Annotated in this window: 14 protein-coding genes and 2 pseudogenes; 4 read left to right on the forward strand and 12 right to left on the reverse strand. The window is 56.6% G+C overall.

The window, feature by feature from the left end; all coding sequences use genetic code 11:
* Positions 1-23 precede the first annotated feature (23 nt).
* The gene (locus ACJ8HN_RS06060; RefSeq protein WP_442523166.1) at positions 24-920 is read left to right on the forward strand and encodes a PhzF family phenazine biosynthesis protein; all 897 of its coding nucleotides are present in this window, start codon (positions 24-26) and stop codon (positions 918-920) included.
* 43 nt (positions 921-963) lie between these two features.
* On the opposite strand, the gene ACJ8HN_RS06065 is transcribed toward ACJ8HN_RS06060, so the two are convergent.
* The 9 genes and pseudogenes from ACJ8HN_RS06065 to ACJ8HN_RS06105 all read right to left on the reverse strand — a co-directional run bounded on the left by ACJ8HN_RS06065 (position 964) and on the right by ACJ8HN_RS06105 (position 10,591).
* Positions 964-1,494, reverse strand: a complete 531-nt coding sequence (locus tag ACJ8HN_RS06065; RefSeq protein ID WP_442523167.1) for a hypothetical protein — start codon at positions 1,492-1,494, stop codon at positions 964-966.
* A gap of 11 nt (positions 1,495-1,505) precedes the next feature.
* Positions 1,506-2,261: a macro domain-containing protein gene (locus ACJ8HN_RS06070; protein WP_240660521.1), complete on the reverse strand. Its 756-nt coding sequence runs from the start codon at positions 2,259-2,261 to the stop codon at positions 1,506-1,508.
* Positions 2,251-3,261 (reverse strand): annotated as a pseudogene (locus ACJ8HN_RS06075) (RHS repeat-associated core domain-containing protein); the annotation flags it as partial. The pseudogene ACJ8HN_RS06075 and the gene ACJ8HN_RS06070, both read right to left, overlap by 11 nt.
* An 89-nt stretch (positions 3,262-3,350) precedes the next feature.
* Positions 3,351-3,896: an SMI1/KNR4 family protein gene (locus tag ACJ8HN_RS06080; RefSeq protein ID WP_086579803.1), complete on the reverse strand. Its 546-nt coding sequence runs from the start codon at positions 3,894-3,896 to the stop codon at positions 3,351-3,353.
* Positions 3,890-4,438 (reverse strand): annotated as a pseudogene (locus tag ACJ8HN_RS06085) (RHS repeat-associated core domain-containing protein); the annotation flags it as partial. The pseudogene ACJ8HN_RS06085 and the gene ACJ8HN_RS06080, both read right to left, overlap by 7 nt.
* A 6-nt stretch (positions 4,439-4,444) precedes the next feature.
* Complete coding sequence (locus ACJ8HN_RS06090) at positions 4,445-4,975, reverse strand: hypothetical protein (RefSeq protein WP_442523168.1); 531 nt, start codon at positions 4,973-4,975, stop codon at positions 4,445-4,447.
* 649 nt (positions 4,976-5,624) lie between these two features.
* On the reverse strand, positions 5,625-5,951 hold the full coding sequence (locus ACJ8HN_RS06095) for a hypothetical protein (protein ID WP_072269922.1): 327 nt from the start codon (positions 5,949-5,951) through the stop codon (positions 5,625-5,627).
* Positions 5,952-5,955: 4 nt separating this feature from the next.
* Positions 5,956-10,128, reverse strand: a complete 4,173-nt coding sequence (locus ACJ8HN_RS06100) for an RHS repeat-associated core domain-containing protein (protein ID WP_442523169.1) — start codon at positions 10,126-10,128, stop codon at positions 5,956-5,958.
* A 31-nt stretch (positions 10,129-10,159) separates the two neighbouring features.
* Positions 10,160-10,591, reverse strand: coding sequence for a DcrB-related protein (locus tag ACJ8HN_RS06105; protein WP_442523170.1), 432 nt, complete (start codon positions 10,589-10,591; stop codon positions 10,160-10,162).
* A gap of 234 nt (positions 10,592-10,825) precedes the next feature.
* Here ACJ8HN_RS06105 and ACJ8HN_RS06110 point away from each other — a divergent pair, with 234 nt between their 5' ends.
* The gene (locus ACJ8HN_RS06110) at positions 10,826-11,827 is read left to right on the forward strand and encodes an alpha/beta fold hydrolase (protein WP_442523171.1); all 1,002 of its coding nucleotides are present in this window, start codon (positions 10,826-10,828) and stop codon (positions 11,825-11,827) included.
* Positions 11,828-11,896: 69 nt separating this feature from the next.
* The gene (locus tag ACJ8HN_RS06115) at positions 11,897-12,547 is read left to right on the forward strand and encodes a dihydrofolate reductase family protein (RefSeq protein ID WP_442523172.1); all 651 of its coding nucleotides are present in this window, start codon (positions 11,897-11,899) and stop codon (positions 12,545-12,547) included.
* 43 nt (positions 12,548-12,590) lie between these two features.
* On the opposite strand, the gene ACJ8HN_RS06120 is transcribed toward ACJ8HN_RS06115, so the two are convergent.
* Complete coding sequence (locus tag ACJ8HN_RS06120; protein WP_442523173.1) at positions 12,591-14,207, reverse strand: serralysin family metalloprotease; 1,617 nt, start codon at positions 14,205-14,207, stop codon at positions 12,591-12,593.
* Positions 14,208-14,618: 411 nt separating this feature from the next.
* Between ACJ8HN_RS06120 and ACJ8HN_RS06125 the strand changes: the two genes are divergently transcribed.
* Positions 14,619-14,972, forward strand: coding sequence for an AprI/Inh family metalloprotease inhibitor (locus ACJ8HN_RS06125; protein ID WP_442523174.1), 354 nt, complete (start codon positions 14,619-14,621; stop codon positions 14,970-14,972).
* Between the two features lie 4 nt (positions 14,973-14,976).
* Here the strand turns inward: ACJ8HN_RS06125 and ACJ8HN_RS06130 are convergent, their stop codons facing one another.
* A complete protein-coding gene (locus tag ACJ8HN_RS06130; protein WP_442523175.1) occupies positions 14,977-15,498 on the reverse strand; it encodes a chromate transporter in 522 nt (173 codons plus the stop codon).
* Positions 15,495-16,061 (reverse strand): chromate transporter, encoded by a 567-nt coding sequence (locus tag ACJ8HN_RS06135; protein ID WP_033634481.1) that lies wholly within the window; start codon positions 16,059-16,061, stop codon positions 15,495-15,497. The genes ACJ8HN_RS06130 and ACJ8HN_RS06135 overlap by 4 nt, the downstream gene beginning before the upstream one ends.
* Positions 16,062-16,065 lie beyond the last annotated feature (4 nt).

A 16,065-nucleotide genomic window follows, 5' to 3' on the forward strand; every position in this document is an offset into this window, starting at 1 on the left:
TTGTTGATAACGGATGATGGCAAATGCTCAGAAGTGATGATGTGACACCCCGCGCCTACAAACAGGTGGACGTGTTTACCCGTACGCCGCTGCAGGGCAACTCCGTGGCGGTGGTGCTGGAGGCCGAGGGGCTGAGCAGCGCGCAAATGCTGGCATTGGCCCGTTGGACCAACCTTTCGGAAACCACCTTTGTGCTTAAACCGACGCACCCGGCGGCGGATTATAAGGTGCGCATTTTCACCACCGAAAAAGAGCTGCCCTTCGCCGGCCACCCGACGCTGGGCACCGCCCACGCCCTGCTGGAAGCCGGATTGACGCCTAAACGGCCTGGGACGGTGATGCAGGAATGCGGCGTCGGCCTGGTGGCGGTCGATATCCAGCCGGAAGGCACATTGGCGTTCGCCGCGCCCGAAGTTGAGTTCCGCCCAATGGCCGCTGAGGAAACAGAACGGCTGATGGCCGCTTTACGGCCCGCGGTGATGGCAGCAAGCCCTCTGCCGGTGATTGCCGAGATGGGCATTCGCTGGCTGATGGTGCGCCTGCCGGACGCACAATCCTGCCTGGCGGTGACGCTGGATCAGGCCACGATTAAACGCCTGCAAACGGCTTGCGATGTGGATGGCGTGGTGATCTATGGCGCCTGCTCCGCAACCGAACCGGCCGATTACGAAATGCGCGCGTTTATGGTGGAATGCGGCGCCTTGATTGAAGATCCGGTGACCGGCAGCGCCAACGCCTGCCTGGCGCGCTTATTGAAGGCCAGCCGCTTTCCCGACGGCGGCCAGACCGCACAGGGCTACCAGGTGCGCCAGGGCACCCAACTGAATCGAGATGGCCGCGTGAGCGTGCGCTTTATTGACGGCGAACCCTGGATCGGCGGGCACTGCCGCACCCTGATTGATGGCACATTGGGTATTTAGTTTGGGGGGTAAGAGGATAGTGAGTATCTTTTGGGAACGTCAATTAGCAACGCTCAAAGCCTATGTTTAGCTGTTCTTCATTACATAGGTCAACAAACTGCTGAGAGACAATTATTCTTTCACAATAGATGCTATCCCTAGCAATAAAGAACTCCCTGTCACACTTGTAAGCAGGCACATCAATGAGTTTGCTTCCATCTTCAAGTTCTCTGAACGTCGAGGCTTCCTCATCAATAATTTGAAAATAATTATTCACTTTACACAGAAAAATCGTTTCAGTTACGTTTTCTACCGCACATTCATAGAATAACATCTCAGACGAAACCTTGCGTTCAAATACAGCCTTAGCTCTTTTTGAAAAGATTGGAATTCCGAGACTGGCAGGAAAATAGTCATGCAAATTAAAAATATCGCTACTCGAAGCGCTTGGCATTTTCCCTTTTGGCAGTGAGTAGGATAGGAACTTACCATCACCTTCATTCCAAATAAAAAAGCTGGACAATCTTGATTTCGGAACGGGAAAACAAATCAAGTTATCGCCAAATGTAAAGCTATTGAAAGTATAGAAGTTCATGTCACTCTCATTCAACTTAATTTAACGATGTTGCATTTTATTTTCTTTCTTGCTAAGCGCTCTTTGATTAGAGAAAAAATAGCATCCCAATCACCACCTCCCAATCCTGCACCAATCATAGGCAATTGTATACTAAGCCTTTCTTTTAATGCATAATCAGAAACCAGACTTAGACATTCTTTAAGTGCTTCATATGAAACATACTGAGCATTATCATCTTTACTTTTCTTTAGTCCATCCTGAGCCAACATATTTGCAACATATATCCGCTCATTTTCGCTCACACAGATGAATTGTACATTCCCGAGAAAAAAATCCTTTTTTTCAGAGAACCACTTTAAATATTCTTCCTTTACTGCTGGATAGCGTTTTGATAGAGGAACAACAAAACCTTTTCCCCACTTACCCTTGTTATTCACAATATGAATGATCATTTTAGATTTTGACGAAGGAATAGATGCATCACCATAGCTAAAACTGACATAATCATTCAAAACATCAGAGGTGATCGTCTTATTCCATTCACTTTCAAATTCAAGACTAGTTATCAACTCTGACTCAGAAAGATCAAGCTCACTTTTCTTACCATCATAAAGTAAAAAACCTATATCTTCGTGCCAATCTTCCAAAGATGAGGATGAATAATACAAATCATTTATTATAGTTATTTGTCTTGTTGCAACATCGCCATTAAACTCAGTATAGATCCTCCCTTCACCAGAAATGAGTTCACATGTACCTTTATAGTAGTTTTTATCAATTTCCACAACTTTTCCCACTTTTAACTATACGTTTAGATATATCAAGGTTCCCCGTGTTTGCAACCCTGAATGTATTTGGTCTAGGTTCAGACACATCCAAACCAGTGACATCAATTTCTACATAATGTGTAATACTATTAATTTTCCTTGAGTCACCATATAAATTGTGAGCTACCTGCCCAAGTGATAACTTGCCTGTCCCTGCTGCTTCTTTGAGTGTTCGGCCACCAATTTGTTCTGGTTTTATATCTGTTAGGTATTCCCCATCACCAAAACGAGCGTGAATAGGCCCAGATGATGCCCTAAGTTCACCGCTATCTAAAATTCCTTTTAATCCTTCTTCAGTGGTGTAGTGTATCAATGTTTGCACTGTCAACCCAAACGGATCCACCCACATCAGCGGGTTCGGCGCATACTGATACAGGTTCAACCCACCGCGCAACCCTATCGGATCCTGCGTGGTGAAACGCCCCACCTCGGGCTCGTAGTAGCGGAACAGGTTGTAGTGCAGGCCGCTTTCGTCGTCCTGATATTGCCCGGCGTAGCGCAGCGGCTGCTGGTATTGCGCGCCCTGCCGCTTCGCCGCACCGGCCACCGTCTGGCCCTGCAGCTTGCCGAAGGTGTCGTATTGCCCGGACCAGCACAGGTTGCCCGCTGCGTCGGTCACTTCCAGCGGCGCGCTGTTCAGATCGGTGTGATACCAGTAAATATCCGCCGAGCGGCTGTCGCCCGCCTGCTCCAGCGCCGCCAGTGGGCTCCACGGGCTGGCCGGATCGTAGCTCCAGCTGCGGCGGCTGCCGTCGTCGCGCTGCTCCTGCAGCAACCGGTAGCCTTGCCACAGGAAACGGGTCGTCTGTTCGGTTTTGCCCTTGTAGCGCACCGCCTTGCGGCTGCGGCGGCCCAGCGCATCGTAATGGTACTGCGCGTCAAACTCGCCCTGCGGGCCGCGGCCGTGCGCCTGCACCTGCCGGTTGTCGGCGATCGGCACCAACGGCAGGTACGCGTTGATGTCGTTCTGTGGGCGTAGGTAAAAACACCCTGAGGACCAGTTTCGTTATTGCTCTTTTAGTTTATTTTTAAAGAGCATAAATATATTCAAAAATCTAAAACGACTTTCTTTACCCCTGATATATCAGGTTCTTCCTTATCAATTTCAAGGCGGAAAATGAAATCTTTCAAATCGTAAGCAGCTAGTGACAACCCTGATATTACTTGATTTTCATCATATAAAGGGTCTGCCTCATGATCCCAGAACCAGATTTGTCCAACCATTTTCCCCGTTAGGCAAAGACATATTTGATTACCACCATCTGATGATGCTATGGGTAACCATTGGCTCCCAAGATCATCCTTATACATTTCAATGAACTCAAAGACATCCCCCTCTCCTTCTGAATTACTTAATCCATAGAAATACTCCAGTGAATCATATCCATCTTTACTTGCCCAAGGAGAGGCTTCAACTCCTTTATAAACGATTAAAGAGTCAAACTCAGCTCCCTGGCTAAAGTTAACCAAAAAATCACAATATTCACTCGGTAAAGCACCAGAGTAATTTTCAAGTTTCTTGAATAAAGGGTCATCTACCCCATTCGATAGTTTACTCAGAGCAGCACCAAGTTTTTCTAGCTTTTTCAACATTTTTTTCCATTCCTCATATCTGATGCAGAGCCTATATGTGGTACATTTCCATGCAACCCACGAGGTACCAATATTATCTCTGTATTACTAAGATGGTGTGGAGTTAGTTTATTTTTACGCAATAATTTTTGGGCAGCACTTTGCGTAATGCCCTTCTCTTTAGCTATTGCTTTGTATACTTTAGGAAAATCTTTTTCAGTACCATCCAGAACACCATTTTCAAAAGTTATGCTTCCTTTTGACCATGGAGAAAAATCTGGCCGCCCATTAGAGAATGGTATTGGCTGATTATTTGTAACGGCATTTACCGCTGGCTTATAAGAATACCAATTACTTTCACCAGGAACGCCATCCCAATGGCCATTTGTCCTCGGAATTCGAGTTCCAGATAACCCAAACGGATCCACCCACATCAGCGGGTTCGGCGCATACTGATACAGGTTCAACCCGCCGCGCAGCCCTATCGGATCCTGCGTGGTGAAACGCCCCACCTCGGGTTCGTAGTAACGGAATAGGTTGTAGTGTAGGCCGCTTTCGTCGTCCTATTCCTATCTCAGCGAGCGAGTTTCAAACTTTAATATTTGCTTTTCAAATACCATTGGGTAATGGTGGGATGTTTTTTCAATGAGTTTATCAACCTCTTCACCTGTAAACCTTGCAACTCCACTCAATAAGTGAGAATTATTATCTTCACTCACTGCTGTTAGAATGAAGTATCTCTCTGATGTCAGAGTTTCGCCAAAGTGTAATTTACAAGAAATACTACACTCATCATCATACGAATTTATCAACCCTAACAGTGAATCATCCTCACAAACTAAATCCGCCTGCAAGAATAAATAAACCCCACCACCACTATATATTGCTTTATAAATCCCCCTCACAGTTAGAAGGCTCACATCATCACTAACCTCAACCATATCAATAAAAAAGTTTCTATTATTAAAAATAATATCTTCTTTTTTAATTACATTTTTCTTTAGTTCCATCAAACCGTTTTTACCCACAGCTCTTTTTATACTTTTTATTTTGTCACTTACGTTATCCACATAATAGTCATCATCAAGGAATACAATCATTTTAACCTTAAAGCTATTTATTGTTTCCCATAACTTTTTTATGTATAGCTCATATTCGTCGCTTGAGAACACATTAACCAGAGAAAAATCCGTGTCTTTTACTGAGACACCAATTTTTTTAAACTAGCTTTTGCATCAGTAATCAGCTTTATTCTCATTAGAAGCACCTATCACTTTTATTCCTTGGTCGGCCTTTCTCATAGCACGCTACCGCCCGCACCGTTGCTGGCTTCCCGGCTATTACCCGTTACTCTTTTAACATACTCAAAATACAGCCGCTCTGACGTGCGTCTTTTGCCTTCAGCTAGAGTATAACGGCACCACAAAAACATACTAACTCATTGTTTTAATTATTGTAAAACTCGGCACTCTTGCTAAATTCACGGCACGCTGACTGCCCAACCATCAGAGAACGAGATGACGGCTAATTGTATCTGGCTGAGGATTAGCTGACGCAAAACGACTTGGTCGACCAATCGCTGGCGATCAATGTGATGTCCGGCAAGGTGATAAAACAGCTACAGCAATGGAATATACTTGCGTACCGACAAGTAACGATTATAAATCCCATCTAATAACGGATAAAAACAACCGGAAGGATCGAGCAACCCTTCCGAATTTTATCAATTTTTTGATGTTATATAAAAATTTATTTTGGCCTCATTGAATTTAACATCCCCAATATTTCCTCTTCAGTTTTCTCATATGGCGGTTTCCATGTGGGAAAATCTTTTTCTATCCACTCATCATACTCTTCAGGAGACAATCGATTTTCTAACTCCTGATATAAATACTTTCTTGTTCTGGATAATTTGTCTAACACATCACATTGATTAAAGAAAAGCAACAATGCCGATGCCGTTTTTCCGCTTTTATCGAACCCAGAGCCTATTTTATCTATAACAGTAACAATCTCTTCCAAAGATATTAAAATCTCTTTTAGATCATTAGTACTTCCTGAGTTATTCTCTCTCATAATTCTAGCATCTCTTATTAAATTTAGTTGTTTTCGCATCTAATTCAATATCGCCTTTTATCTTATATTCTTCAACGCCTAAATCATTTTTTCTAAACTCTACTCGTTTTTTATCTATATCAAAATCGATGTAATTTCTAGCGTGGTTTTGCTTTATTTTAAATTTATCTGCTGCATCAGCCATGCTTAATGGCTTTCCTTTTGCTCTAACTGCAAATACAGCATTTTGATCACCTGCAAGTATCTTCATACTTTCTTTTATTGCTGCAAAACCTTGATTACTTGTGTAATGCCGTAAACGTATAACATCAAGCCCAAACGGATCCACCCACATCAGCGGGTTCGGCGCATACTGATACAGGTTCAACCCACCGCGCAACCCTATAGGATCCTGCGTGGTGAAACGCCCCACCTCGGGTTCGTAGTAGCGGAACAGGTTGTAGTGCAGGCCGCTTTCGTCGTCCTGATATTGCCCGGCGTAGCGCAGCGGCTGCTGGTATTGCGCGCCCTGCCGCTTCGCCGCGCCGGCCACCGTCTGGCCCTGCAGCTTGCCGAAGGTGTCGTATTGCCCGGACCAGCACAGGTTGCCCGCCGCGTCGGTCACCTCCAGCGGCGCGCTGTTCAGATCGGTGTGATACCAGTAAATATCCGCCGAGCGGCTGTCGCCCGCCTGCTCCAGCGCCGCCAGTGGGCTCCACGGGCTGGCCGGATCGTAGCTCCAGCTGCGGCGGCTGCCGTCGTCGCGCTGCTCCTGCAGCAACCGGTAGCCTTGCCACAGGAAACGGGTCGTCTGTTCGGTTTTGCCCTTGTAGCGCACCGCCTTGCGGCTGCGGCGGCCCAGCGCATCGTAATGGTACTGCGCTTCGAACTCGCCCTGCGGGCCGCGGCCATGCGCCTGCACCAGCCGATTGTCAGCGTCGTAGCGGTAGTGCTGTTCATACAGGCCGTTGCGCCGGCTGATCAGGTTGCCCCAGGCGTCGTAACGGTAAAACAGTTTTTGCCAGTGCGTCAGCCGGTTATCGGCGATCGGCGCCAGCGGCAGGTGCGCGTCAATGTCGCTCTGCGGGCTGCGCTCGCCCAGCAGGTTATCCGCCAGATCGTACACCAGCCGCGCCCCCGGTTTGCCCTGATTAGGTTCGCGGTGTTGCAGCAGGCGGCCTTCGGCGTCGTAACCGTAGTGCACTTCGCCGCGCAGCGCGTCGCTCACCCCGGCCAGCTCGCCGCGGCCGGTGTAGCGATAGGCGCGCCACAGCACGCCGTCTTCCGGCCGGGTCAGTTTGTCGTGGCCGAAGGCGCTGCTCTGCCAGCTGCGGCGGCCCATGGCGTCGTAACGCCGCTGCTGCTGCAGCGCGCCCTGGCTGCGGCCGGTTTCCCGGTGCAGGCGATCGCGGGTGAACTCGCTCACCACCTGCTGGTTGAATTTGATGGCGCTGGCGTGGCCGGAGCCGTAATACAGCCACTGCAGGCGATCGCCCTGCGGCAGCGTCAGCGCCTGCAGGTTGGCCAGCGCATCCCACTGGTATTGCAGCTCGCCGTTCACGCCCTGCTCGCCGAGCAGCCGCCCGGCGGCGTCATAGCGCATCTGCACGCTGTCCGGCTCGATGCCCAGCGCCGCGCCGCTCACCGTCGGCAGGCGGTTCAGCTCGCGCAGCCGCCCCATGGCGTCGAAGCGGTAATTCCATTCCGCGCTGGCGTTGCCGCGCCAGACCAGTTGCCCGGCCTCGTCGAAGCGGAAGCGCTGTTCGCGCTGCGTCAGCTCGCCCGCGCTGCCCGGCAGGCCGACCTCGCGGTGCTCCTCCAGCAGCCCGGCCGCGCCGTAGCGATAATAGTGGCGGGTGTCGTCCGGGCGCTCTTCGGCCAGCACGCGGCCCACCGCATCGTAGCTGAAGCGGTATTCGCCGCCGTTGCCGTTCTCCAGCCGCGTCAGCCAACCCTGCGGGCTGTAGTGATAGCGCCGGGTGCGGTTGATGCGGTCGGTGATGCTGACCGGCAGCCCCAGGGCGTTGTACTGCCAGCGGGTCAGGCTGCCCAGCGCGTCCTGATGCTCGGCCAGCTGGCCGTGTGCATTCCAGTTAAAGCGCTCTTCGCCGCCGTCCGGGTGGATCAGGGTGTGCAGGCGCCCGCCGTTATCCCATAGGTAGCGCGTCTGGTGGCCTTCGGCATCGGTCTGCGCCGTCAGTTGCCCCAGCGCATCGTAGGTATAAGCTGTCACGCTGCCGGAACAGTCGGTGTAGCGCGTCAGCTGGCCGCGGGCGTCCCACTCCAGCTTCACTTCCCCGCCCAGCGCGTCGATCACGCCGGCCGGCAGGCTCTCTTCGTCATCCGGATAGCGGTACAGCGTGGCGTTGCCCAGCGCATCGACATAGCGCGTCGGGCGCCCCAGCGTATCCCAGTGCTGCGCCTCGCTGCTGCCGTCCGGGTACGCGACGGCGAACAGTCGGCCGCTGTTGCGCGAATATTGATAGCGCGTCACGCGGCCGAGCGGATCGGTCTCCGACAGCAGGCGGCCGTAAGGATCCCATTCGCTCTGGCGCTGCGCGCCGCCGGGCAGCAGCACGCTGCACAGTTCGCCGCGTTGGTAGATAAAACCGTAGCGGCGCTGGTCGAAGTCGGTGTACTGCGCCACGTTGTCGTCGTCATCCAGCCGCCACTCCGCGCGCTTGCCGTCGCCGCGCACCGCGCTGCGGCGCCCACCGGCGAAGTCATAACCGAACTCCAGCGATTCTCCGGCGCTGTTGCGGTAGGCCGTCACGCGCGGCACGCCGTCAATCTCTTGCCATTGGTATTCGTTCAGCAGCCCGGCGGCGTCCTGGTGGCTGATCATCAGGCCGTCGCGCCAGCCGAAGCGGCGCGTTACCTCACCGGCGCGGTTGCTCACCGTCGTCAGTTGGCCCTGCTCATCGTAGCCGTAGCGCGCCAGCGTCCGTTCGCCTTCGGCGGTTTGCAGTGCCACTTCGCGCAGGCGGCCCTGCGCATAGCGGCACATCAGGCGCTGCCCGGCGCTGTCCACCAGTTCGCTCAGCAGCCCTTCGTCGTCGTAAAACAGCGAGGTAGCGTTGCCGATGGCGTCGGTGATCATGCTGAGCCGGCTCGGCTGATCGCCCGCCAGCGGCGGGTAGTGGAAAATCTGTTCGCCGACGTCAAACAGCTGCCAGCTGCCGTCGTCGTTGTGCATCAGCCAGCATTTTTCGGCTTCGCAGTAGGTTTTGTGGCCGCGCGGCACCCTGGGGAAAGCGACGAAGTCGCCGGAAGGCGCGCGCCACACCAGGCCGTCCTGATACGGCTGCAGGCTGCTCTCCCAGAACAGGTTCCAGCCGCGGCCCAGTACGCCGTCGCCGGGGTTGCCGCTGCGCCAATAGCGCTGCCAGGCGACCGGCAGGCGCGAAGGCAGCACGAAATCGAGATCGTCTTCGCCGTCGAGGAATTTCTGGCCGCTGACGATATCCACCGGCCGGGCGATAATGCCGACGGCGGCGGTGGCGGTCATCAGGGTGCCGGCGCGGCAGGCGATGCGCGCCAGCTTGTTGATGCCGGGCAGCTTGCCCAGCAGTTTGCCTAGCGCCCCCAGCTTGCCGGCGGCGCCGCCCACGCCGCCCACCAGGCCGGCGAACAGCAGCGTCAGGTCAGAGACCTTGTACAGCCAATCCGGCACTTCGGGCTTGATCGGCAAGGTGGTGACGGTGCCGCCGCCGATAAACACGTTGGGCGAACCTTCCATCACCTGCGCGTCGCAGTTGGTTTTGTCCCCTACGCGCGAGGCGGGCTGGCCGTTGATGCTGACCTTGTCGGACCCCTGCGCCATCTGCATGCTCGGGCCGTCGTCGCTGCAGGCCACCTGGCTGTTGGTGGCGAGCGCGGCGGGTTTGCCGTTGATGAAGACGTTGGGGGAGCCGGTGACGATATTGCCTTTGGGGGTCAGGCTACCGGCGCCGGCGTCGGCAATGCCGTCGCGCGCCGCGGTGGCCGCCTCCCCGGTGAGATACCCCACCGCCAGACTGGCGCCGATGAGCAGCACGCCGACGCCGATACAGGAAGCCGCCAGGCCGGCGACGAACAGCGCCCCCGCCGCCACCGCGCCTGCGGCGGCGATCAGGCCGCCGACAATCGTGCCGGCAATCATGCCGGCCAGGGCATGGGAATGCCCGATGGTATCGCCGACGCGAGCCGCTTCGGTCATCGTAAGGTCCTTTTACGCAAAGAGTTCATCGTTAGACCGCCCGGTAGCTGCTCAGCACCTGCTGCAGCAGCGCGTCGTCTTGCGGCGTCAGCTTGCGCGCCATCGCCAGGGTGAACACCAGCACCCGGCCCTCCGCCAGCGCGAACACCACCTGGTTTTGCCAGATGCGCTTGCCGTCGCGCAGGTAGCTGGCGCGCACCCATTCACCGGCGGTTAATCCATCGCCCAGCGTCGCCGGCTCGCGGCTTTTGAACGCCCAGCCTTTCAGCCCCTGCGCCAGCGCATCGAGCTGGCGGGTGACGTAGCTTTCCAGGTTTTCCGCCGGCTGCAGCGCATCGCGGGAAATATTGATTGAGGGGGAAACATCATCGCCGGCCAACAGCACGTTGACGGTGCGATCGGCATAGCCTTCCGGCAAAGCGACGCTGCCTTCGCTGAAAGCGCAGCGGGATAAAGCGGACATGCGAGGATCCTTTTGCATAAATAATGCTTAAGCATCGCATAACTTAGCCTTGAAATAAAACCTTCAGGCTCCGCCAATATTGCGCGGCGTGACCGCGTTCACTGTGTACAAGGCCGTGGCCGGAACCTTGCCTGGGATCGGGCCGTAACATTACAGAATTATCTGAAACTGCTGGCGCGCCGACGCCCTGATTGTGGCTATACTCGGCTATCGTCCGTTTTTCAGGAGATCAGGATGCTGAGATTCACCCGTCGTGCGCTGCTGTGCGCCACGCTGGCCGCGTTCCCCGCCGCCGCCGAAACGCCTAAGTTCGGCCCGGAGCTGCAGGGCTTTCACTACCCTTACCCGTTGCAGCAGTTCAGCTTCACCTCGCAGGGGCAGCCGTTAAAAATGGGCTATATGGACGTGCCGCCGGAAGGTGCCGCCAACGGCCGCACCGCGCTGCTGCTGCACGGTAAAAACTTCTGCGCCGCCACCTGGCAGGACACCATCAAGGCGCTGAGCAAGGCCGGTTACCGCGTCATCGCGCCGGATCAAATCGGCTTTTGCTCCTCCACCAAACCGGCGCATTACCAGTACAGCTTCCAACAGCTGGCGCAAAATACCCACGGCCTGCTGCAGAACCTGAAAATCAGCCGGGCCATCGTCATCGGCCACTCCACCGGCGGCATGCTGGCCACGTGCTACAGCCTGATGTATCCGCAGGCAGTGGAGCAATTGGTCATGGTCAACCCGATCGGCCTCGAGGACTGGAAGGCCAAAGGCGTGCCGTGGCGCAGCGTCGATCAATGGTTCGCGCGCGAACTGAACACCTCCGCCGAGGGCATCCGCAACTATGAGCAGCGCACCTACTACGGCGGCAACTGGAAGCCGGAGTACGATCGTTGGGTGGATATGCTGGCCGGGCTGAACAACGGGCCGGGCCATCGCCTGGTGGCGTGGAACTCGGCGCTGATCTACGACATGATCTTCACCCAGCCGGTGTACTACGAGTTCAAGGATCTGCAAACCCCCACTACGCTGATGATCGGCACCGCCGACACCACCGCCATCGGCAGCGATATCGCCCCGCCGGCGGTCAAGGCCAGGATCGGCCACTATGCGGAGCTGGGCAAACAGGCGGCGAAGCTGATCCCGCACGCCACGCTGATCGAGTTCGCCGGGCTGGGCCATGCGCCGCAAATGGAGGAGCCGGAGCGTTTCCATCAGGCGTTGCTCAAGGCGCTGCAGCCCTGAGCGGCCGGTTGGCGCAGCCGCCGCGCGGCGGCTAAACTTTCAGCTGGCACTCAACGGCAGGAGACAGCCATGCGACAGATTATTGCCAGCGCCTTCGTCAGCCTCGACGGCGTGATGCAGGCGCCCGGCGGGCAGGACGAAGACCGCAGCGGCGGCTTTCGCTTCGGCGGCTGGACAGCCCCCTACTGGGATGAAGCCATTGCGGAAACGATGGGCGATCTTTTCTCCGCGCCGTTCGATCTGCTGCTGGGGCGGCGCACCTACGACATTTTCGCCGGCTACTGGCCGCAGATCACCGACGAGGCCGACCCGTTATCCGCCGATATCGCCCGCGTGTTCAATCAGGCCACCAAGTATGTCGCCACCCACCACGGCGAGACGCTGGCGTGGCAGAACAGCCAGTGGCTGGGGCGGGACATCCTCGCCCGGCTGCGCGAGCTGAAACGCGCGCAGGGGCCGATACTGCTGGTGCAGGGCAGCAGCACGCTGATGCAACAGCTGCTGGCCAACGATCTGGTGGACGAACTGCGCCTGCTCACCTACCCGGTGCTGCTCGGCGGCGGCAAACGGCTGTTCGATGACAACGCGGCGCCGGCGGCCTTCACGCTGGCCCAATCGGTGGTCTCGCCCGGCGGCGTGATCGTGGCCCACTACCGCCGCGCCGGCGCGGTGGCAACCGGCTCCTTCGTAGCGGAAAGCGCCGCGGTGGCCCAGCCGTAAAAAAAGGGCCGTTCGGCCCTTTTCTCTTTCCCCTGCATCGCCCTCAGGCAAACAGAATATCGCTCTGCTCCACCTGCCCGACCACATGGATCTTGAAGTCAGCGGCATAGCTGTTGCTTTGGGTGTTCATCAACAGATCGGTGGTGCCGTTGAAGGCGTCGAAGTTGAGCTGGATCTCGCCTTTCTGGCCGCTGAAGGCGCTGCCGCTATCGATAAAGCGCAGCTCGCTCAGGCTGTTGTTGAAGCGTAGGCCGGAGAGATCGATCTTGTCGATGCCGTGCTCGAAGTCTTCAATCACGTCGAACGCCGCCACCGTGGACTCTTTGGCATTGAGATAGACGAAATAGTCGGTGAAGTTGTTGGCGTCTTTGCCGCCCCACAGATGATCCGCCCCCAGACCGCCGTACAGGATGTCGGAACCGGCGTTGCCCGCCAGCAGGTTGTCCTGATCGTTGCCGATGATCACATCGCGCCCGCTGCCGCCGATGGCGTTCTCGATGATCGCCCCGCGCGCGATGGCGACGTTCTGCGTGCCGCCGCCGACGCTGGAGAACGCGCCGTCGTTCAGGTTGATCATCTGCTGCTGGCTGTAGCCGGAGAAGTCCAGCGTGTCGTTGCCGCCGGCGTCCCACACCGCGAAGTTGACCGGTTTGCCGTTGTCCGCCGTGGCGGTCAGGAAATCGCGCCCGGTGTTGGAGTTAAAGCCGTACACCGTGTCGCCGGTGCGGGTGTTCATGTTGGCGCCGTACAATTTTTGGATCGCGGCGATGTCATCCACCATCGGGCCATAGCCATACACCCCTTTGGTGTCGGCGCCGGTGTAACCGGCGTTGAAATAGCTCATGATCGAGTATTGCAGCGAATCCTGATAGTAAGCCGCGTCGTTCTGGTAGCTCGGGTTGCCCAACGAGGCGTCATAAGATCCCGGGTGCGCCAGCCCCAGGGCATGCCCCAGCTCGTGGGTGAAGGTCTGGCTGCTGAAATCGCCGCTAACCGGCGCCTGATGGGTGGCGAAGCTCTTGTTGAACCACACCGTGCCCGCAAAGGCGTTATCGCTGCCCGGTTTGGAGCTCGGCGGGTAATAGGCGTAAGCATTAATGGCATTCGGGCCGCTGCCCTCAGCGGTGCTGCCGTCGGCGCGCTGGGTGAAGTAGGCGAAGGTGATGTCCGCGCGATGATTGATATCGGTGGACGCCGTTTCGGTAAAGGTCACGTTCGCCACGTCGGCCCAGGCCTGCATCGATTTCAGCGCCTGCGCCTGCGCCGCTTGGGTCAGCGGCTGCAGCCCCTTGTCGCCGTCGCCGGTCTGGCCGATGCGGTTCAGCGCGCTCTGCGTCAGGAAGGAATAGGTCAGCGCCACCGGCTGGTGATAGACCTGATCGCCGTTGTGCGTCAGGCCCGGCCGCGTCAGTTGATCGGCGGCGCGATCGAAGCTGAAGTTATCGCGGATTTTACCCAAGTTGTTAATGGCGGCTCCGCCGCGCTGGTTGCTGTACAGGTTGGCGTTGTCCAGCGTAAACAGCGCGCCGTACCCTAACCCATCATAGAGGCTGCCGGGCTGGTGATAGTAAAACTGATAGTTATGATCGTTGGGGGATGTGGCGGACAGGCTGGTGAACTCATCGTCATCTTGCAAAATATCGTTGTGGCGACTGCTCATTGCATTCTCCTTTTACACAGTAGGAATCCACTCGCTTTGTAAGACTATTCATCAGTCGTTCTAATCTAAGCCAAGGCTTAGGATTGACCAGTATAGTAATTAACCCCGACGGCGCGAGCCTACGCCGCCGCGCATCATCGCGCCGGGCGTTAAGAAGGAAATAATCATAACGATCTGTATTAGCGCAGTATTAATGAGAAAGATAAGCGTATAGGCGAGCTAATGACTCGTCTTTATGGGCATGTTATCGCCGGTTAGATCAGAATAATCGAGGATTAAAAAACCTAATCCTTGCCTCACCATCCCGCAGGGAACATGCTAAGGTGTGAACGGACAGCCGGAAGGAGTGACCCGATGCCAACCCATTTCTTTATGCGCGCCTTGCGCCGCGCCAGCCTGACAGGAGTCGTTATGAGCGTATTGTGCAGCAGTGCCCTGGGCAGTTCACTGCCGTTGCTGGAACCCGCCGCGCTGAAGGGCGACTGGCAGCTTGCCGCCATCGGCGACGGTAAAACCGTCTGCGAGGTGCAACTGAGCGACGAGGCGGTGGCCAACACCAACGCCTTCCGCTTCAGCGCCTCCGCCCAGTGCCTGCAGCCGCTGGCGCTGCAAACGTTGCCGGTCGCCTGGCGGCCGACGCCGGACGGCATGACGCTGACCGACGCCGAAGGCGGCATGGTGGCGTTTCTGGCCCTGACCGCGCCGAAGCGCTATGAGCTGATCGACCGCAACGGCCCTTCACGCTTTATGCTGATCCCGCGCTAATCCCTCAGGCGAACAGCAACCCGAGCAGCGCGCCGCCCGCCAGCACCCACAGCGGATGGAGGCGCTTGCTCATGCTCAATCCCGTCGCCAGCGCCACGATCGCCGCCAGCCGCCAGTTGGGCGCAGAAGCCTCGGCGATCAAGATGCCGCTGGCCGCCACCAGCCCCACAGTCAGCGGCACCAGACCGGCCTGCACGATGCGGCGCCACGGGCGATCCTTAAAGCGCCGCCAGGCGCCCATCACCAGCAACGTAACGATGGAAGACGGCCCGAACTTGGCGACCGAAGAAACCAGCAGCCCCGCCCAACCGGCCACGTGCCAGCCGACCAGCGGCACGATCATCATGTTCGGCCCCGGCGCGGCCTGCGCCATGGCGAACAGCGCGCTGAACTCCTGGGCGCTCATCCACCGATGCACCTCCACCACCTGCCGCTGCATCTCCGGCAGAATGGTCATGCCGCCGCCAAACGCCAGCAGAGAAAGCTCGGTAAAGATCACCGCCAGCGCAATTAAAACCCCGCTCATGACGGCCACCGCCACATCAGCAGAATACTCAGCGGCGCCAGCACCAGCATGGTCGGCAGCAGTGGCAGGCGCAGCCAGGCGATGGCGATCAATGCCAGCGCGACGATCGCCAGCGCCGGCCATTTACCGCGCAGCGGCAGCAGCATCTTGATCCCGGTCGACAGCAGCAGCCCGGCGGCAGCGGCGGCCAGCCCGGCGAACACATGCTGCACATGCGGATCGTTTTGGAAGCGGGCGTAGACCACGCCCAACCCCACCACGATCGCCGTCGGCGCGCTGATGAGGCCCAGCAAGGCGCACAGCGCGCCGCGCAACCCGCGAAATTCCATGCCCACCGCCACCGACAGGTTGATGACGTTGCCGCCGGGCAGGAACTGGCATAGCCCGAGCAGCTCGGTGAACTGTTCGCCGCTCAACCAGCGCCGGCGCTCTACCAACATGCTGCGCGCCAGCGGCAGCACGCCGCCGAAGCCGATCAGCCCCAGCCACAGAAAGCCCACAAACAGCTCCGCGTTGCCCGGCGCTGCCGCCGGGTGCGGTTTTAACGTATTGATATCTGACATGACA

It is taken from the genome of Serratia sp. CY29653 (genome assembly GCF_052169255.1).
GTDB lineage: Bacteria > Pseudomonadota > Gammaproteobacteria > Enterobacterales > Enterobacteriaceae > Serratia > Serratia sarumanii.